The 18,798-nt window shown below is 72.0% G+C and carries 15 protein-coding genes and 1 pseudogene; 5 read left to right on the forward strand and 11 right to left on the reverse strand.

Going from position 1 to position 18,798, the window contains the following annotated elements:
- Positions 1–46: 46 nt before the first annotated feature.
- Positions 47–789: pseudogene (locus GXP76_RS23995) on the reverse strand (uridine kinase).
- Positions 790–849: 60 nt separating this feature from the next.
- On the opposite strand from GXP76_RS23995, the gene GXP76_RS24000 reads away from it, so the two are divergent.
- Complete coding sequence (locus GXP76_RS24000) at positions 850–1,266, forward strand: hypothetical protein (RefSeq protein ID WP_242573657.1); 417 nt, start codon at positions 850–852, stop codon at positions 1,264–1,266.
- Between the two features lie 66 nt (positions 1,267–1,332).
- Here GXP76_RS24000 and GXP76_RS24005 read toward each other — a convergent pair whose 3' ends face one another.
- From GXP76_RS24005 to GXP76_RS24020, 4 genes are all read right to left on the reverse strand, one after another.
- Positions 1,333–2,223, reverse strand: coding sequence for an aldehyde dehydrogenase family protein (locus GXP76_RS24005; protein WP_242573658.1), 891 nt, complete (start codon positions 2,221–2,223; stop codon positions 1,333–1,335).
- Positions 2,216–3,646: an aldehyde dehydrogenase family protein gene (locus GXP76_RS24010; protein ID WP_242573659.1), complete on the reverse strand. Its 1,431-nt coding sequence runs from the start codon at positions 3,644–3,646 to the stop codon at positions 2,216–2,218. The genes GXP76_RS24005 and GXP76_RS24010 overlap by 8 nt, the downstream gene beginning before the upstream one ends.
- Before the next feature lie 6 nt (positions 3,647–3,652).
- Entirely contained in the window at positions 3,653–4,630 is a 978-nt protein-coding gene (gene deoC / locus GXP76_RS24015; protein ID WP_242573669.1) for a deoxyribose-phosphate aldolase, read from the reverse strand.
- A 133-nt stretch (positions 4,631–4,763) separates the two neighbouring features.
- Positions 4,764–7,697: a SpoIIE family protein phosphatase gene (locus GXP76_RS24020; protein ID WP_242573660.1), complete on the reverse strand. Its 2,934-nt coding sequence runs from the start codon at positions 7,695–7,697 to the stop codon at positions 4,764–4,766.
- A 263-nt stretch (positions 7,698–7,960) separates the two neighbouring features.
- Here GXP76_RS24020 and GXP76_RS24025 point away from each other — a divergent pair, with 263 nt between their 5' ends.
- Positions 7,961–8,596 carry a PH domain-containing protein gene (locus tag GXP76_RS24025; protein WP_242573661.1) on the forward strand — a complete coding sequence of 212 codons (636 nt, stop codon included), beginning with the start codon at positions 7,961–7,963 and terminating at the stop codon, positions 8,594–8,596.
- 216 nt (positions 8,597–8,812) lie between these two features.
- Here GXP76_RS24025 and GXP76_RS24030 read toward each other — a convergent pair whose 3' ends face one another.
- The 3 genes from GXP76_RS24030 to GXP76_RS24040 all read right to left on the reverse strand — a co-directional run bounded on the left by GXP76_RS24030 (position 8,813) and on the right by GXP76_RS24040 (position 11,922).
- A complete protein-coding gene (locus GXP76_RS24030; RefSeq protein ID WP_242573662.1) occupies positions 8,813–10,471 on the reverse strand; it encodes a phospho-sugar mutase in 1,659 nt (552 codons plus the stop codon).
- Between the two features lie 45 nt (positions 10,472–10,516).
- Complete coding sequence (locus tag GXP76_RS24035; protein ID WP_242573663.1) at positions 10,517–11,347, reverse strand: purine-nucleoside phosphorylase; 831 nt, start codon at positions 11,345–11,347, stop codon at positions 10,517–10,519.
- Between the two features lie 137 nt (positions 11,348–11,484).
- Positions 11,485–11,922, reverse strand: a complete 438-nt coding sequence (locus GXP76_RS24040; RefSeq protein ID WP_031229841.1) for a gamma-glutamylcyclotransferase — start codon at positions 11,920–11,922, stop codon at positions 11,485–11,487.
- 202 nt (positions 11,923–12,124) lie between these two features.
- Between GXP76_RS24040 and GXP76_RS24045 the strand changes: the two genes are divergently transcribed.
- The gene (locus tag GXP76_RS24045) at positions 12,125–13,564 is read left to right on the forward strand and encodes an NAD(P)H-quinone dehydrogenase (protein ID WP_078075387.1); all 1,440 of its coding nucleotides are present in this window, start codon (positions 12,125–12,127) and stop codon (positions 13,562–13,564) included.
- A gap of 166 nt (positions 13,565–13,730) precedes the next feature.
- Positions 13,731–14,672, forward strand: a complete 942-nt coding sequence (locus GXP76_RS24050; RefSeq protein ID WP_242573664.1) for a DeoR/GlpR family DNA-binding transcription regulator — start codon at positions 13,731–13,733, stop codon at positions 14,670–14,672.
- A 227-nt stretch (positions 14,673–14,899) separates the two neighbouring features.
- Here GXP76_RS24050 and GXP76_RS24055 read toward each other — a convergent pair whose 3' ends face one another.
- Both GXP76_RS24055 and GXP76_RS24060 read right to left on the reverse strand, forming a co-directional pair.
- Complete coding sequence (locus GXP76_RS24055) at positions 14,900–15,496, reverse strand: TetR/AcrR family transcriptional regulator (RefSeq protein ID WP_242573665.1); 597 nt, start codon at positions 15,494–15,496, stop codon at positions 14,900–14,902.
- Between the two features lie 145 nt (positions 15,497–15,641).
- A complete protein-coding gene (locus GXP76_RS24060; RefSeq protein ID WP_242573666.1) occupies positions 15,642–17,396 on the reverse strand; it encodes a biotin carboxylase N-terminal domain-containing protein in 1,755 nt (584 codons plus the stop codon).
- Positions 17,397–17,735: 339 nt separating this feature from the next.
- Between GXP76_RS24060 and GXP76_RS24065 the strand changes: the two genes are divergently transcribed.
- A complete protein-coding gene (locus GXP76_RS24065; protein WP_242573667.1) occupies positions 17,736–18,218 on the forward strand; it encodes a hypothetical protein in 483 nt (160 codons plus the stop codon).
- 4 nt (positions 18,219–18,222) lie between these two features.
- Here the strand turns inward: GXP76_RS24065 and GXP76_RS24070 are convergent.
- A partial coding sequence (locus tag GXP76_RS24070; RefSeq protein ID WP_242573668.1) for a nucleoside triphosphate pyrophosphatase occupies positions 18,223–18,798 on the reverse strand: 576 nt, incomplete at its 5' end.

The following is an 18,798-nucleotide window of genomic DNA, read 5'->3' on the forward strand; positions in this document are numbered from 1 at the left end:
GCGCGTTCCGGGGCCGTTCGTGCGCCCCGGGAGGTACGCGGGACGTTCAGCGGCCGGTGTTCGCCGGGCGGACGGGCGCGGACGGGTCCTCCGGCGCCGTACGGGGCCGGGTGCTGCCCGCCGCGGCGTTGGCGATCCTGCCGAGCGCCTCCGCCTTCGCGCAGGGATGCGCCCCCAGGGCCGTCTGACGGCAGACGATGCCGCGCTCCGCGCGCATCAGCCGCCAGCCGCGCCGCAACAGGAACGCCACCGACTTCCGGCCCTCGCGCAGATCACGCACCAGCCTGCGGCGGAACGTCGTCGAGGGACGGCCCCGCAGACAGAGCGCGTCGGCCAGGACACCCAGCTCCTCGCAGCGTGCGACGACATCGGCCGCGAAGATGCCCTCGGCGATGAACAGTTGGGTACGCCCGATGTCCAGCTCCTCCTTGTCGACACGGGAGCTGGTGGCGATGGAGTAGACCGGGACGGTGGTGCGGCCCGTACGGCACAGCTCCAGGATCGCGGCGACCGCCGCGTCCGCGTCCCAGGACAGCGCGGAGTCCCAGTCGATGTCCGTGCTGCCCGCGACCAGCGGCAGCGTCGGGTCGTCGCCCTCTTTGTAGAAGTCGTCGAGACGGAGCACGGGCAGGCCCGCGCGGGCGGCGAGCGAGGACTTGCCGGAGCCGGAGGGGCCCGCGAGCAGGACGACGCGCGCGGAGGCGGTTCGGTGGGGACTCACGGGACACCAGTGTGAGGCATACACCCGCCCAGGGGACCCCCGCCTGCGGTGTTGGTATCGAGCGTCACATCTCAACTACTGTGCGTGTCATTCCCCTTACCCGTCCAGTTCGCCCAGGCAGGAATCCCATGGCACGTCATTCAGCTCCCACCTCCCGGCACCGCGCCCTGCTGCGCGCCGGGCTGACGTTCACCGCGGCGGGCGCGGTCATCGGGCTCGGCGGCGCCGCGGCGCAGGCGGCACCGGCCGCGCCCGTGCCCGCGTCGGGCTCCGACAGTGAACTCGCCGAGGCCGGAGCGGCGGCCGGCGAGGGGCTCGCCGGCGCGGTCGGGCACACCCTCGCCGGAGGGCTGGGCCCGGTCAAGAGCCTTCAGCTCAACCCGCTGGCCAAGACGGGTGTCGACCCGCTGGACAACGCGGTCGGCACGCAGATCGCCGACTTCAAGCCGCTGTCGACGGCGGTGGTGACGGACTCGATCACCCAGGGCGGCGGTCTTCAGGACCTGCCGCTGGTCGGACCGGTGACGGGGCTGCTGCCCGGCTGAGCGCGCCGATCCTGCTCCCCGGTCGCCGGGCGGGCTCGACGAGCCCGCCCGGCGACCGGGGACCGATCAGTAGCCCGAGCCCGAGGCGCCCAGGCTGCCCGTGGGGTGCCAGACCGTCTTCGTCTCCAGGAAGGCCGTCAGACGCCCGATACCGGGGTCGGCGGAGAAGTCCACCGGGGACGGGCGCAGTACCCGCTTGAGGTTGTCCGCCGCCGCGATCTCCAGCTCCTTGGCCAGCACCGCGTCGGCGCCGTACAGATCGATGCCGTTGACGTCCTGGTGCGCCGCGAGCGGGGCTGCCAGCTCCGCCGTACCGCCCGAGAGGATGTTGACGACGCCGCCCGGCACGTCGGAGGTGGCCAGCACCTCCCCGAGGGACAGGGCGGGCAGCGGGGACCGCTCGCTCGCCACGACGACCGCCGTGTTGCCGCAGGCGATCACCGGGGCGAGGACCGAGACCAGTCCGAGGAACGACGACTCCTGCGGCGCGAGGACCGTCACGACACCGGTGGGCTCCGGCGTGGACAGGTTGAAGAACGGGCCCGCCACCGGGTTGGCACCCCCTGTGACCTGGCCGATCTTGTCCGTCCAGCCCGCGTACCAGACCCAGCGGTCGACGGTCGCGGCCACGACGGCCGCCGCCTTCGTCTTGGAGATGCCCTCGGAGGCGGCCACCTCGGCGGTGAACTGCGCGCGCCGGCCCTCCAGCATCTCGGCGACGCGGTAGAGCACCTGGCCCCTGTTGTACGCGGTCGCGCCCGACCAGCCGCCGAACGCCTTGCGGGCGGCGGAGACCGCGTCACGTGCGTCCTTGCGGGAGGACTTCGGCGCGTTGGCCAGCCACCGGCCTTTGGAGTCGGTCACCTCGTACACCCGGCCGCTCTCGGAGCGGGGGAACTTGCCCCCGACGTACAGCTTGTAGGTCTTGAAGACTGACAGTCGCTCGGACTCAGACATCGAGATACGCCTCCAGGCCGTGGCGACCGCCCTCGCGGCCGTAGCCCGACTCCTTGTAGCCGCCGAAGGGCGAGGTCGGGTCGAACTTGTTGAACGTGTTGGCCCACACCACGCCCGCGCGGAGCTTGTTCGCGACGGCGAGGATGCGGGAGCCCTTCTCCGTCCAGATGCCGGCGGAGAGGCCGTACTGCGTGTTGTTGGCCTTGGCGACCGCCTCGTCCGGTGTGCGGAACGTCAGTACGGAGAGCACCGGGCCGAAGATCTCGTCGCGCGCGACGGTGTGCGCCTGCGTGACGTTCGTGAAGAGGGTCGGCGCGAACCAGTAGCCGGACGAGGGGAGTTCGCACTCCGGCGACCAGCGCTCGGCGCCCTCGGCCTCGCCCGCGTCGGCCAGTGTCCTGATGCGGGCCAGCTGCTCGGCGGAGTTGATGGCGCCGAGATCCGTGTTCTTGTCCAGCGGGTCGCCGACACGCAGGGTGGACAGCCGGCGCTTGAGCGAGTCCAGCAGCTCGTCCTGGACCGACTCCTGGACCAGCAGCCGCGATCCCGCGCAGCAGACCTGGCCCTGGTTGAAGAAGATGCCGGTGACGATGCCCTCGACGGCCTGGTCGACCGGGGCGTCGTCGAAGACGATGTTGGCGCCCTTGCCGCCGAGTTCGAGCGTGACCTTCTTGTCCGTGCCCGCGATCTGCCGGGCGATGGCCTTGCCGACGGCGGTCGAACCCGTGAAGGCGATCTTGTTGACGTCCTCGTGCCCGACGAGGGCGGCGCCCGCGTCGCCGTATCCGGGAAGGATGTTGACGACACCGCGCGGCAGACCGGCCTGGCGGCAGATGTCCGCGAAGAACAGCGCGCTCAGCGGGGTCGTCTCGGCGGGCTTCAGCACCACGGTGTTGCCCGTGGCGAGCGCCGGGGCGATCTTCCACGCGAGCATCAGCAGCGGGAAGTTCCACGGGATGACCTGGCCGGCGACGCCCAGCGGGCGCGGACCGATTCCGTAGCCGGCGTGGTCGAGCTTGTCGGCCCAGCCCGCGTAGTAGAAGAAGTGCGCGGCGACCAGCGGCAGATCCGCGTCGCGGGTCTCGCGGATCGGCTTGCCGTTGTCGAGGGTCTCCAGGACGGCCAGTTCGCGCGAGCGCTCCTGGATGATCCGGGCGATCCGGAAGAGGTACTTGGCGCGCTCGGCACCGGGCAGTGCGGACCACTTCGCGAATGCCTTGCGGGCCGCCTTCACGGCCCGGTCGACGTCCTCCGCGCCCGCCCGGGCGACCTCGGAGAGGACCTCCTCCGTGGCGGGGGAGACCGTCTTGAAGACCTTGCCGTCGGCGGCGTCGGTGAACTCGCCGTCGATGAACAGGCCGTAGCTCGGCGCGATGTCGACGACCGAGCGCGACTCGGGGGCCGGTGCGTATTCGAAAGCCATCGTGTATCAGTCCACCGTGACGTAGTCGGGGCCGGAGTAGCGGCCGGTGGCCAGCTTCTGGCGCTGCATCAGCAGGTCGTTGAGGAGGCTGGAGGCGCCGAAGCGGAACCAGTGGTTGTCCAGCCAGTCCTCGCCCACGGTCTCGTTGACCAGCACGAGGAACTTGATCGCGTCCTTGCTGGTCCGGATCCCGCCGGCGGGCTTCACACCCACCTGGACACCGGTCTGGGCCCGGAAGTCGCGTACTGCCTCCAGCAGCAGCAGCGTGTTGGCCGGGGTGGCGTTGACGGCGACCTTGCCGGTCGACGTCTTGATGAAGTCCGCGCCGGCGACCATGCCGAGCCAGCAGGCGCGGCGGATGTTGTCGTACGTGGACAGTTCACCCGTCTCGAAGATGACCTTGAGGCGGGCGGCGCCGCACTCGGCCTTCACGGCCACGATCTCCTCGTAGACCTTCAGGTAGTGGCCCGCGAGGAACGCGCCGCGGTCGATCACCATGTCGATCTCGTGGGCACCGGCGGCGACCGCGTCCCGCACGTCGGCGAGCTTCACGGCCAGGGCCGTACGCCCGGCCGGGAAGGCGGTCGCGACCGAGGCGACCTTCACATCGCTCCCGGCGAGCGCGGCGACGGCCGTCTCCACCATGTCCGGATAGACGCAGAGCGCGGCGGTCGTCGGGACGGTGCGGTCCGTCGGGTCCGGGTGCAGCGCCTTGGCGGCGAGCGACCGGACCTTGCCGGGGGTGTCGGCGCCTTCGAGGGTCGTCAGGTCGATCATCGAGATGGCCAGGTCGATGGCGTACGCCTTGGCCGTCGTCTTGATCGAGCGCGTACCGAGCGAGGCGGCGCGCGCCTCCAGGCCGACGGCGTCGACGCCGGGCAGCCCGTGGAGGAACCGGCGCAGCGAGCTGTCGGACGCGGTCACGTCGGCGAGGGGGGCACCGCCCACGGCGGAGCCTGTGGGCGAGGGTGCAGTCGTGGGCATGGTCACCACATGAGCATATCTACGCGCGTAGCAGCATGTACAGGGGGTCCCCGAAGCAGGTACGGGCACAGGACGGACATCTCACGGTCACCGCGCCGGTTCGAGGCGATACCGCCACCCCTGCCGGGACCGGTCACGGATTCGGCGTATTCGGCGAGGTCGGGGGTGCCGGAGGTGTCGGCGGGGGAGCGGGCAGCGGCTGCTCGGTCCAGATGGACTTGCCCGACGTGGTGTACCGGGCGCCCCAGCGCTGTGCGAGGGCGGACACGAGCTGCAGCCCGCGCCCGCTCTCGTCGGTGGCCGAGGCCCGGCGGACGTGCGGTGTGGTGAGGCTGCCGTCCGAGACCTCGCACACCAGCGTCCGGCCACGCAGCAGCCGCAGCCGGACCGGGCCCTGCGCGTGCCGGACGACATTGCTCACCAGCTCGCTGGCGAGCAGCTCCGTGGTCATGGCGAGATCGTCGAGGTGCCAGGCGTCGAGCTGGGTACGGACGTGCTCCCGGGCCTGGCCCGCGGCGACCGGATCCTGCGGCAGCGGCCAGGAGGCGATGTTCTCGGCGGCCAGCCGGCGCAGCCTGGCGATGAACAGGACGGCGTCGTCCGTGGTCTGTTCCCCGGTCGGCAGCAGCGCGGAGACCACCGTGTCGCACAGCTCGTCCAGGCTCGGATCGTCGTCGGCGCGCAGGGCGTCGGTGAGGACACGGGCGAGCTCTTCCGTACCGGCCTCGATGTCCCGGTCGCCGGCTTCCACCAGCCCGTCGGTGAACAGGCAGAGCAGGCTGCCCTCGGGCACCGGCAGCTCGACGGTGTCGAAGGGCGGAACGGCGGCGCCGAGCGGCGGGTTGGGGGAGATCTCCGGAACGCGCGCGATGCGGTCGGGGCCGACGACGACCGGCGGCAGATGGCCGGCGCTCGCGAAGACGCAGGTCTGGGTGGTGGGGTCGTACACCGCGTAGAGGCAGGTCGCGTAGAAGTCGTCACCGAGGTCACTGACGATGCCGTTGAGCTGGCCGAGGATCTCGTCGGGCGGCAGTTCGAGATCCGCGAGCGTGCGTACCGCCGTCCTCAGCCGTCCCATGGTCGCCGCCTCGGACAGACCGTGCCCCATCACGTCACCGATGACGAGGGCGACCCGCTCGGCCGACAGCGGTATCAGGTCGTACCAGTCGCCGCCGACGTCCAGGCGCCGGTCGGAGGGCAGATAGCGGGCGGCGGCGGTCGCGGCGGGCGGCGAGGGCAGGTGCCGGGGGAGCAGACCGCGCTGGAGTTCCTTGGCGCGCAGGTGCTCGGAGTCGTACAGCCTGGCCCGCTCCAGGGCCTGCGCGAGGAGCCCGCTGAGGGCGACGAGCAGGGTGCGCTCCTCGTCGGTGAGCAGCCGCGGCTTGTCGAAGGAGATGACGCAGCAGCCCGTGGTCCGCCGCGAGGCGATCAGCGGCAGGAAGGCCCACGCCTGGCGCCCGGGGGTGGGGATGTCGGCCAGCGCGGGGTAGCGCATCTTCATCTCCGCCACGGAGGCGATGAACAGCGGGGCGCGGGTGCTGAGCACGTCCGACAGGGGGGTGGTCGTGGTGAGCGGGAACGAGAGGATCCGTTCGAGGTCGGTGGCCTCGTACCCGACGGAGCCGATCAGCCGCGTGTTGTCGTCCTCGAAGGCCACGACGACCAGACCGGTGGCGCGGAACGGCTGGATGACATGCTGGGCGACGGCTCTCATCACGTCCTCGGTGGAGAGCGCCTCCGCGAGCGCCTTGGTCAACTCGGCGATACGGACGGCCCGTTCGTGCGCGGTCCGGTCCGTGGCCGTGCGTTCGGCCTCCCGTGCCCGCTTCTCGGTGACATCGGTGAGATAGACGGTCAGCCCTCCCGGTACGGGGACCAGACGCAGGTGGTACCAGCGCTCGTTGGCCGGTGACCGGACGTCGAGACCGATCGGCCGGTGGGTCTCCACGGCCTGCCTGAAGCGGTCCTCCAGACCGGGCTCGCGGCCGAAGGGGATGTCCCAGAGAACGCGGCCGAGGGGTTCGCGTGCGGAGCCGAGCGCGCGCTCGGCCTCGATGTTGATGAAAGTGACCCGCCACTCGGTGTCGACCGCGAGGAACCCGTCGCTCATGTGCCGCAGCGCGTGGTCCACGTGCTCGCGGGCGACATGGGTCTGCGTCGTGTCCCACACGGTGCCGACCATGTGGAGGGGCTCGCCGTCGTCGCCGAGGATCACCCGGCCGCGCGCCTCCGCCCAGCCGGACGTGCCGTCCGGGCGGCACACGCGGTACTCGACGCCGTACACACTCCGGGTGCGGATCGCCTCGTCGGTGTCGACCATCACCCAGGGCAGATCCTCGGGATGGACCAGCCCGAGCCATGTCTCGATCCGGTGGTCGAAGGTGGTCGGATCGACGCCGAGCACCGTCATCGCCGACTCGTCCCAGTCCAGCTCACCCGTCCGGATGTTCCAGTCCCAGGCGCCGATCCTGACGGCCTTGAGGGCCTGCCGCAGGGCGGAGCCGTTCAGCGGCTCCGGCCGCAGCTCGGGGTTCGCACCACGCGGGAGGGAGAGGGAGCGTGCCAGATGTCCGGCCGCCCAGCGGGCCACCTCCTCAAGGAAGGCACGCTGCTCGGCGGTCGGCTCCTCGGCCGGGGGCGTCACGACGGAGAGCACGCCGATCAGACCGAGCGGTCCGGTCGGCGCGAGCAGGGGTACGGAGGCCAGACCGCACGGGGCGAGCACGCTCAGGGCCGCGTCCTCCGTGCCCTCCAGGGCCTCGGGGCCGTCGGGTTCCTCCGCGGCGGCCGGGCGCCGACCGGACGGCGACTGTTCGGCGAAGGCCGGCGCGGGCCGCCACACGTACGCCCCTCCCCGCGCGGCGAGGGGCGGAACCGTCGTGTCCTTCCCGGCCAGGTCCTGCCAGCGCTTCGTGGCGGACGGTGGCAGGCCGTCGGTGAGCATCAGATGGAGTCCGGCGTTCTGCGGGCTCCGCACGTGTATCATCCCGCCGGGTCCGCCGAGGAAGGCGACCGCGTGGTGCAACGCACAGCGCAGCGCCTCCGTTTCGGACACGTCGTCCCCCACCGCGGCGAGTATGCGCAGGCGATCGGTAGCCGATCGTGCTCCTGCCGGCCGCGGATCTTGTGCCTTTCGTGGGTTCACGGTCATGCACTCGCCCGCCAATCGACCGGGTTTCTTCCACGAGCCCGTACCGCCCATTGTCTCTCGGCACCGTGTCCTCGGCGAGCAAGGGACGAGCGAGCGCAGGGGAGGCCGGTCCCCGTCCGTGGCGGTGGCCGCTCCCCGACTGGCTCGGGACCGTCGGCGCGTACGGCAGAATCGAAAGCATGACGAGTCCCGATCAGTCCCCCGAGCCGGCCTACGCGGAGCGCGTCTTCCGGTCGCCCGCAGGCATCGCGGGCGGTGTGCTGCTTCTCGCGCTCGGTGCCTGGATGGGGATCGACGCGCTGGTCCGGGGCCACGGCAGGACGCCGTGGCTCGCGCTCGCGGGCCTGCTGCTCGCCGTGCCGCTGGTGGTGGCCTTCACCATCCGGCCCGCCGTGTTCGCCAACGACGACCGGCTGCGGATCCGGAACCCGTTCCGGACGATCGTGCTGCCGTGGGCGTCCGTGGCCGACGTACGGGCCGGGTATTCGAGCGAGGTGTTCACCAAGGACGGCGCGAAGTACCAGCTGTGGGCGGTGCCGGTCTCGCTGAGGAGGCGCAAGCGCGAGGCGCGGCGGCAGTCGCAGCGCGCGCACGACGACCCGCACGGCCGTACGTCGGTGAGCGTGGACGTGACCGACTCGCGCGCGCGGACGGCCGACGCGGACCACACGGTCGCGGGCCTGCGGGAACAGGCGGAACGCTGCGCGTCGCGCGACACCGCGCGGGGGGAGCCGCAGGTGCGGTGGACGTACGAGGTGATCGCACCGGCGCTGGCGGGCCTGGTGGTACTGCTGGTGCTGCTCGCGACGGGCTGATGCCGGGCGGGGTTCGCCTTGCCCGGGCCCGCCCGGGTGGCCGGGTTCGTCCTCAATCGCCGGACGGGCTTGAGATGCTCGCAGGGCGGGCTTGAGAGGGTTGTGGGACGGGGTTCGGGGTGCCCTCCGGGTGGGTTGAGATGGCTGCGGGCCGGTGGGCGGTGTCCTCGATCGCCGGACGGGCTTGAAATGCCCGCCAGACACAAGGGCCCGGGGTCAGATGCCTGCCGCCTGGGACAGGTCGTGCTTCAGGGTCGTCAGGAGCTTCGTCGCGTGGGCGCGGGCCGTGGGCAGGTCCGCCGTCGTGCGGACCGGGATCACGGCCTCCAGGTAGCACTTGAGCTTCGGTTCCGTGCCGCTCGGGCGGACGATCACCCGGGCCCGGTACGCCCCGTCCAGGTGGTAGCGCAGACCGTCCGTCGGCGGCAGGCCCGACGCGCCCGCCGAGAGGTCCTCGGCCGACGTGACCGTCAGCCCCGCGAGGGCCTTCGGCGGGGTGTCACGCAGGCGGTCCATCGCCCGTGTGATCAGTGACAGGTCCTTCACCCGCACCGAGAGCTGGTCCGTCGCGTGCAGTCCGTGCGCGAGCGCCAGGTCGTCCAGGAGGTCCGCCAGGCCCCGGCCCCGCTCCTTCAGTTCGGACGCCAGCTCCGCGACGAGCAGCGCCGCCGTGATGCCGTCCTTGTCGCGTACGCCGTCGGGGTCGACGCAGTAGCCGAGGGCTTCCTCGTAGCCGTACCGCAGGCCCTCGACGCGCGCGATCCACTTGAAGCCGGTGAGCGTCTCCTCGTATCCGACCCCCGCCGCCTCCGCGATCCGCCCGAGCAGCGACGAGGACACGATCGACTCGGCGAAGACGCCCGACGTGCCCGCCTCGCCCTTGTTCACCAGGTGCGCGGCCAGCAGCGCGCCCACCTCGTCGCCGCGCAGCATCCGCCAGCCGCTCCCGGCGTCCGCGTCCGGGACGGCCACCGCGCAGCGGTCGGCGTCCGGGTCGTTGGCGATCACGATGTCGGGTGCGGCGCGGCGGGCCGTCGCGAAGGCCAGGTCCATCGCGCCCGGCTCCTCCGGGTTCGGGAAGGCGACGGTGGGGAAGTCCGGGTCGGGCTCGGCCTGTTCGGCCACCGGTACGGGCGCGGGGAAACCGGCCCGCGCGAACGCGGCGTTCAGCGTCTCCGTACCCACCCCGTGCAGCGCCGTGTGGACCACGCGGGCCGTACGGGGGGATCCGGGGCTCAGGACGGCGTCCGTGCGCTCCAGATACGCGGCCGGCACCTCCTCGCCGAGGATCTCCCAGCCGTCCTCGGGGCGGGGCACCGAGTCCAGCGGCCCGACGGCGTCGATCCCGGCCGCGATCTCGCCGTCCATGGGAGGCACGATCTGGGAGCCGTCGCCGAGATAGACCTTGTAGCCGTTGTCGCGCGGCGGGTTGTGGCTGGCGGTGACCTCCACACCGGCCACGGCGCCGAGGTGCCGTATGGCGAACGCGAGCAGCGGAGTCGGCAGCGGACGCGGCAGTACGGCGGCGCGCAGCCCGGCCCCGGTCATGACGGCGGCGGTGTCGCGCGCGAAGTCGGCGGATTTGTGGCGGGCGTCGTAGCCGATGACGACGAGGCCGCCGCCCTGGCCCGTGGCCTTCAGGTACGCCGCGAGACCGGCGGCGGCGCGGATGACCACCGACCGGTTCATCCGCATCGGCCCGGCGCCCAGCTCGCCGCGGAGTCCGGCCGTGCCGAACTGGAGCGTGCCGCTGAACCGTTCGGCGAGCGCGTCCGCGTCACCGGAGTCGATGAGCCGCCGCAACTCGGCCCGGGTGTCGCCGTCCGGATCCTCGGCCAGCCACGCCTCCGCCCGCGCGATGAGGTCCTGCTGCACTGTGGGTTTCCCTTCCTGGGCCCGCTGGGGTCGCACGACAAGCTCTCAGATGCGTTCGAGCACCCGCGCCAGCAGGGCGCCCATCTGCGTGGCCGAGTCCCGGCCCGCCTGGAGTACTTCCTCGTGGTTCAGCGGCTCGCCCGACAGGCCGGCCGCCAGGTTCGTCACCAGCGAGATGCCCAGCACCTCGGCGCCCGCCTCACGGGCCGCGATGGCCTCCAGCACGGTGGACATGCCGACCAGGTCGCCGCCCATGACCCGGACCATGTTGATCTCGGCGGGCGTCTCGTAGTGCGGGCCGGGGAACTGGACGTACACGCCCTCCTCCAGGGCGGGGTCCACCTCCTTGCACAGCGCGCGCAGCCGGGGCGAGTACAGGTCCGTGAGGTCCACGAAGTTCGCGCCGACGATCGGGGACGCGGCCGTCAGGTTGATGTGGTCGCTGATCAGTACCGGCTGCCCCGGGCGCATGCCCTCGCGCAGCCCGCCGCAGCCGTTCGTCAGGACGACGGTCTTGCAGCCGGCGGCGACGGCCGTACGGACACCGTGCGCGACGGCCGCGACGCCGCGGCCCTCGTAGTAGTGCGTACGGCCCAGGAAGACCAGCGCGCGCTTCTCGGCGATCGCGTAGGAGCGGATCGTCCCGCCGTGTCCGGCGACGACCGGCGGCGGGAAGCCCGGCAGCTCGGTCACCGGGAACTCGGCCTCGGGTGCTCCCAGCGCGGCGACGGCGGGTGCCCAGCCGGAGCCCATCACCAGGGCGACGTCATGGGTCTCGGCGCCGGTGAGTTCGCGCAGGCGCACCGCGGCGGCGGAGGCGGCGGCGTGGGGGTCGGCGGATCCGTCGGCCGTGGCCGGGATAACAGATGCGTTCACGCGGAAGAGGGTAACCGCTCAGGCCCTACGCGCGTAGATGATCGAGCACACGGTCTTCGGATCGTTGTGTTGTCGTTTTCGACAAACGCCGGGGTCAGGCGCCCGTCAGAGCCCGCGCGTGCGGGTCGGGTGCCCGTTCAGCACGCGCGCTTTCGCAGTTCCATCACATAGTCGTGCGGCGCCCCGGCCGACTCCGCCGCCTCCGCCAGCTCGCCGAGATAGCGCGCGGAGGGCAGCCCGCCCTCGTACCCGTTCAGGACGTACAGCCAGGCCGGCTCCTTGCCGTCCAGCGTGTCCACGCGCACCCGCATCCGCCGGTATATGTCGAGGCCGACGCCCTCCCAGCGGTCCATCGAGTCCTCGTCCATCGGGGCGATGTCGTAGAGCGCCACGAAGACCTGGGAACGGGGTGCCTCCACGAGCGTGACCAGCGCACCCTCCCAGCCCATCTGCTCGCCGCCGAAGGTGAGCCGCCAGCCGTTGAGCCAGCCGGTGCCGCGCAGCGGGGAGTGCGGGGCGCGGCGGGACATCAGCCGCGCGTCGAGGTTGCCGGCGTACGCGGCGTAGAGCGACATGGGGACGAGGGTACGGGAGGGACGCGCGTGCACGGTGAATCACACGGGCACGGGCCGTGCGTTACTCGCGGGGAGGGACCCGGGGCGAAGCACCTTGAAGAGTGCGGGACAATGGCGTACGTACTGCATACTCCGGGGGCTCCCCGGACTCCCGGCCGGGACGGCAGACGGGTCGGGTCGACAACGCGAGGCGGACTTTTTCGTGACCCGGATCGTGATCATCGGCGGCGGACCCGGCGGATACGAGGCGGCCCTGGTGGCCGCACAGCTCGGCGCCGAGGTGAGCGTCGTGGACTGCGACGGCCTCGGCGGGGCCTCGGTGCTCACCGACTGCGTACCGTCCAAGACCCTCATCGCGACGGCCGAGGTGATGACCACCTTCGACTCCTCCTACGAGGAGCTGGGCATCATCGTCGCCGACGACACCCCTCCCCTCGAACAGGCCGCCCGCGTCGTCGGCGTGGACCTCGGCAAGGTCAACCGGCGGGTGAAGCGTCTCGCGCTCGCCCAGTCCCACGACATCACCGCCTCCGTCACCCGGGCCGGCGCCCGGGTGCTGCGCGGCCGGGGCCGGCTCGACGGGCGGCAGGCCACCGACGGCTCCCGCCAGGTGATCGTGACCTCGGCCGACGGCTCGGAGGAGTCGCTGACCGCCGACGCCGTCCTGATCGCGACGGGCGCGCACCCGCGCGAGATCCCCGACGCGCTCCCCGACGGCGAGCGCATCCTCAACTGGACGCAGGTGTACGACCTCACGGAGCTGCCCGAGGAGCTGATCGTGGTCGGCTCCGGCGTCACCGGCGCCGAGTTCGCCGGCGCCTACCAGGCGCTCGGCTCCCGCGTCACGCTCGTCTCCTCGCGCGACCGGGTGCTGCCCGGCGAGGACCCGGACGCCGCCGCCGTACTGGAGGACGTCTTCCGGCGCCGCGGCATGAACGTGATGTCGCGCTCCCGCGCCTCGTCCGCCAAGCGCGTCGGTGACCGCGTCGAGGTGACGCTGGCCGACGGCCGGGTCATCTCCGGCACGCACTGTCTGATGGCCGTCGGCGCGATCCCCAACGCCGAGGGCATGGGCCTGGAGGAGGCGGGGGTCCGCGTCAAGGACTCGGGCCACATCTGGACCGACCGGGTGTCGCGTACGTCCGCGCCCGGCGTCTACGCGGCGGGCGACGTGACCGGCATCTTCGCGCTCGCCTCGGTCGCCGCGATGCAGGGCCGTATCGCGATGTACCACTTCCTCGGCGACGCGGTGGCCCCGCTCAACCTCAAGACCGTCTCGTCCAACGTCTTCACCGACCCGGAGATCGCGACCGTCGGCTACAGCCAGTCGGACGTCGACAGCGGGAAGATCGACGCGCGGGTCGTCAAGCTGCCGCTGCTGCGCAATCCGCGCGCCAAGATGCAGGGCATCAGGGACGGTTTCGTCAAGATACTCTGCCGGCCCGGCACCGGGATCGTCGTCGGCGGCGTCGTCGTGGCGCCGCGCGCCAGCGAGCTGATTCACCCCATCTCGATCGCGGTCGACAACAATATGACCGTGGAACAGATCGCAAACGCATTCACTGTGTACCCCTCTCTGTCGGGCTCGATCGCCGAGGTGGCACGGCAGTTGCACAGCCGCAAGAGCGACGACGAGGGTTGACGCAGGTCATGGGCGTGCGTGGGCACCGGCCCGCGCTCCCATACCACTTGGCGCGGCTCTGTATGTTCACCTTCCGTATTTCGGGGCGAACCGCTGAAAGCAGACGGCTGGTGGGGTTACTGTCAGTTTCGTGTTCGCTGCAGAACGTCGCCAGTTAATCCTCGAAATGGTGCGCGCCAACGGAGCCGTGTCGCTCCGTGAGCTCGCCCGCGTCGTCCAGACCTCCGAAGTGACCGTACGTCGGGACGTGCGGGCGCTGGAGGCCGAAGGACTCCTCGACCGCCGGCACGGCGGTGCGGTACTGCCGGGCGGATTCACGCGAGAATCCGGCTTTCCGCAAAAATCCCATCTCGCCACGGCGGAGAAGACGGCCATCGCCGATCTCGCCGCGAGCCTCGTCGAAGAAGGCGAAGCCGTGGTGGTCGGTGCCGGTACGACCACGCAGGAGCTGGCCCGCCGGCTCGCTCGGATCCCCGGACTGACCGTCGTCACCAACTCGCTCCTGGTCGCCCAGGCGTTGGCCCATGCCAACAGGGTCGAAGTCGTCATGACCGGCGGGACCCTGCGCGGCTCCAACTACGCGCTGGTCGGCAGTGGCGCCGAGCAGTCGCTCCAGGGGCTACGGGTCTCCCGCGCGTTCCTGTCCGGGAGCGGGCTGACCGCGGAGCGCGGCCTGTCAACGTCCAACATGCTCTCGGCCAGCGTCGACCGCGCGCTGGTGCAGGCGGCGGCCGAGGTCGTCGTGCTCGCCGACCACACCAAACTGGGCACCGACACGATGTTCCAGACGGTGCCGACGGATGTGATCACCCGGCTCGTCACCGACGATCCGCCCGCGCAGGACGACCGCGCGGCGACGGAGCTCCAGGCGCTCGCCGACCAGGGCGTGCAGATCACGGTGGCGGGCGGTGCGGCGGGCCCTGGTGAAGGTGTCCCGCCGGGGCGGCAGCCCCGGCGGGACACCCCGCTGCCGGGTCAGCGCCGCACGCACGGAGGCGCCGGGCCGGGGCCGCAGACGCGGCGCGGCGCGTCGGCCTCGGCGTCGGCCGGGTTGCTCGCCGACCAGCCGGGCGAGCGCGCCCGGGTCGCGGACCTCCGCCACCGCTGATCGCCTGCCCGGCGCCGCGGGGGCGATCCCCGCGCCGGCGGTACGGGCACCCCACCCGGGGCCCGGCGACGGGCCGCGCACGCTCACCGTGCCTGCCCACAGGGCGTGTTCGGCCGGGACGGCCCGTCAGTGGCCTCCGGCCGGGGCGCGAACTGGCCAGGCGGGTGCGCCCGTTCCGCTTCCAGCGCGCCGAACGCGTCCGCCCACCGGGCGTTCATCGCGTCCGCTCACCCGGTCGGGGCGCTCGGGCCCTTCAGGCCCGTCAGTGTCAGTGTCAGCAGGCGGTCGGCCAATTCCGGGTCGTCCGGGGACTGTTCGGCCGCCAGTGCGATGGCGTTCGTCAGTTGCATCAGGTCGTCGATCGACGTGTCCGCCCGTACGGCCCCGCTCACCTGCGCCCGTACGAGCAGCAGCTCACCCGCCGTACGCAGACCCGTGCTGCACTGCGTCAGGGCCGAACTCGCGTCGTGCGAGGCCGACATGAGCGCGCGGGCCAGACCGCGGTACTCACCCGCGTGGGTGATGAGCGCCCGCAGCCACGCCACCAGCGCGTGGCAGGGCCGGTCGGCCTCGGCCAGTTCGCGCGAGCGGTCGAGCAGATCGGCGAGCGCCTCCTGGAAGACCGCGTTCATCAGCGCGTGCCGGGTGGGGAAGTGCCGGTACAGCGTGCCGATGCCGACTCCGGCGCGGCGCGCGACATCCTCCAGCGAGGCGTCAGTGCCGTGCTCGGCGAACGCGGCACGGGCCTCGCCGAGCACCCGCTCGTAGTTACGCCGCGCGTCGGCCCTCATGGGACGAGGCGGCGCGCCGCTGCTGCTCGCCATCGCGGTCCTTCCTGTCGCTGCGGGTGGGGCCGTGGGCCACGGTCCGGTGTGCGTCCCAGGATGCCACCGCGGGCCGGGCCCGTCCGCATACGGCGACGGCCCCGCCGGTGGTGCCCGGCGGGGCCGTCACTGCGTGCGGGCGGTGTCAGTCCTTGATCTCGCAGATCAGGGCGCCCGAGGTGAGCGAGGCACCGATCTCGGCGGTGAGGCCCTTGATCGTGCCCGAGCGGTGGGCGTTGAGAGGCTGTTCCATCTTCATGGCTTCGAGGACGACGACGAGGTCGCCCTCGCTGACCTGCTGGCCCTCCTCGACCGCCACCTTCACGATCGTGCCCTGCATCGGCGAGGCGAGGGTGTCGCCGGTCGCCGCCGAGCCGGCCTTCTTCGTGGCGCGGCGCTTGGGGCGCGCACCGGCGGCCAGGCCCGTGCGGGCCAGGCTCATACCGAGGCTGGAGGGCAGCGAGACCTCCAGGCGCTTGCCGCCGACCTCCACGACCACCGTCTCGCGGCCCGGCTCGTCCTCCGCGTCCCCGTCGCCGGAGGCGGCGAAGGCCGGGATGGTGTTGACGAACTCGGTCTCGATCCAGCGGGTGTGGATCGTGAACGGATCGGCGGTGAAGGCCGGGTCGGTCACGACGGCGCGGTGGAACGGGATGGCCGTGGCCATGCCCTCGACCTGGAACTCGCCCAGCGCACGCGCGGCACGCTGGAGCGCCTGCTCGCGCGTCGAGCCCGTGATGATCAGCTTGGCCAGCAGGCTGTCCCAGGCGGGGCCGATGACCGAGCCGGTCTCCACGCCCGCGTCCAGCCGCACGCCGGGGCCGGTCGGGGGCCGGAAGAGGGTGACGGTGCCGGGGGCGGGCAGGAAGCCGCGGCCGGGGTCCTCGCCGTTGATACGGAACTCGATCGAGTGACCGCGGACCGGCGGGTCGTCGTAGCCCAGTTCCTCGCCGTCGGCGATGCGGAACATCTCGCGTACGAGGTCGATGCCGGTGACCTCCTCGGTGACCGGGTGCTCCACCTGGAGGCGGGTGTTGACCTCCAGGAAGGAGATCGTGCCGTCCGTCCCGACCAGGAACTCGACCGTGCCGGCGCCGACGTAGCCGGCTTCCTTCAGGATCGCCTTCGACGCGGCGTACAGCTTCTCGTTCTGCTCCGGGGAGAGGAACGGCGCCGGGGCCTCCTCCACCAGCTTCTGGTGGCGGCGCTGGAGCGAGCAGTCACGGGTGGAGACGACGACCACGTTGCCGTGGGTGTCGGCCAGGCACTGAGTCTCCACGTGGCGGGGCTTGTCGAGGTACCGCTCGACGAAGCACTCGCCGCGGCCGAACGCCGCCACCGCCTCACGGACGGCGGAGTCGTACAGCTCGGGGACCTCCTCCAGCGTGCGGGCGACCTTCAGACCACGCCCGCCGCCGCCGAAGGCGGCCTTGATCGCGATGGGCAGACCGTGCTCGCGGGCGAACGCGACCACTTCCTCCGAGCCGGACACCGGGTCGGGGGTGCCCGCGACCAGCGGGGCGCCGGCGCGCTGGGCGATGTGCCGCGCGGCGACCTTGTCACCCAGATCGCGGATCGCCTGCGGCGGCGGCCCGATCCAGGTCAGTCCCGCGTCCAGCACCGCCTGGGCGAACTCCGCGTTCTCGGACAGGAATCCGTAGCCGGGGTGGATCGCGTCGGCACCGGAGTCCTTGGCCGCCTGGAGCACCTTGGCCATGTCGAGATAGCTGGCCGCGGGAGTGTCACCACCCAACGCGAACGCCTCGTCGGCCGCCCGCACATGCGAGGCGTCCCGGTCCGGATCGGCGTACACAGCCACCGAGCCGATCCCGGCGTCCCGGCACGCACGAGCAACACGGACAGCGATTTCGCCACGATTGGCGATGAGCACCTTGCGCACGATGGCTCCCTCCTGGAAACAAGCTGAGTTTAGGGACTGCCGACACGACCGATCGACCCGTCCCCAATGGTGAGCTTGCCCACACGGAGTGTGACCCGAGGCTCGCTCAAGTCGCGAAATCCCTTGTGACGCCAGGGTACGCCCGGACTCTTAGCCGCACAGTAATCGCCGTATGTGCTCAAGGTCTCTGTCAGGGCGCCCCGGCGCGTCTCTCGATTCTTTGTGGAGTTCCGACTAACGCCTGCCGGATTCTTTGCCTCTGTCCGGGCCCTTGTCCGGGGGTTTACCGGTAAGTAGCCTTCCCGGTGCCGTACGTACTTGGGGTAACAGGGGAAGAGGGTGGGTGCCGTGGTGCGCAGACCGGTGGCATGGGTGGCCGCGATCGTGCTGCTCGCGGAGGCAGTCGGCTTCGTTTTCGTCAACGGTCTGATGGCCACGGTTGTGGACAACCAGCAGATGTCACTCGCCGGACTCGACCCGGACGCCATGTCCAACGGAGCCTGGGGGGCGGGCTTCACCCTCGGCCTCTACCTCGTGGTGTGCGCGGTCCTGCTGGTGCGCGCGGCGATCACCGACCGGGGGTTCGGCCGTGTCGCGCGGCCCGTCCTGATCGGCTGCGCCGTACTGCACGGGGTGCTCGGGGCGCTGGCGGTGGGGCTGGTGGGCTGGACGGCGTTCCTGTTCATGATGGTCGTGCTGGCGCTGCTCGTGCTGGCGCTGGTCGCGTACGGCGAGCCCTCGAAGGGCCGCGAGCGCACCCCCGGGGCCGGGTCGGGAGCCGGGGCGGCCGGGCCCGCCGGAGCGGGACCCTCCGCCGCCTGAGGGCTCACGCCCAGAGATCGGTGATCGCGACGCCGTGCTCCGACAGGAGCTTGCGCAGCAGCGGCATCGACAGCCCGAGTACGTTCCCGTGATTGCCGTCGATCGAGTCGACGAACGGCGCCGAGAGCCCGTCGAGCGTGAACGCCCCCGCGACGTGGAGGGGTTCACCCGTCGCGACGTACGCCGCGATCTCCGCGTCCGTGGGATCGCCGAACCGGACCGTGGTCGATGCGGTCTCCGACACGCCGCGTCCCGTCACCGTGTCGATCACGCAGTGCCCGCTCCGCAGCACGCCCGACCGGCCGCGCATCGCCTTCCAGCGCGCGGTGGCGGCCTCGGCGTCGACGGGCTTGCCGTGGGCCTCGCCGTCCAGTTCCAGCACCGAGTCGCAGCCGACGACCAGCGCGCCCGCGGCGTCCGGCCGGGCCGCCACTGCGGCGGCCTTGGCCTCGGCGAGCACCCGCGCGAGGTCGGCGGGGGTGGCGGCGGACAGCGCGTCCTCGTCGACGCCGCTGACGATCACTTCGGGCGCGAGGCCCGCCTGCCTGAGCAGCCCGAGACGGGCGGGGGAGGCGGAGGC

This window comes from Streptomyces sp. NP-1717 (genome assembly GCF_022695985.1).
GTDB lineage: Bacteria > Actinomycetota > Actinomycetes > Streptomycetales > Streptomycetaceae > Streptomyces.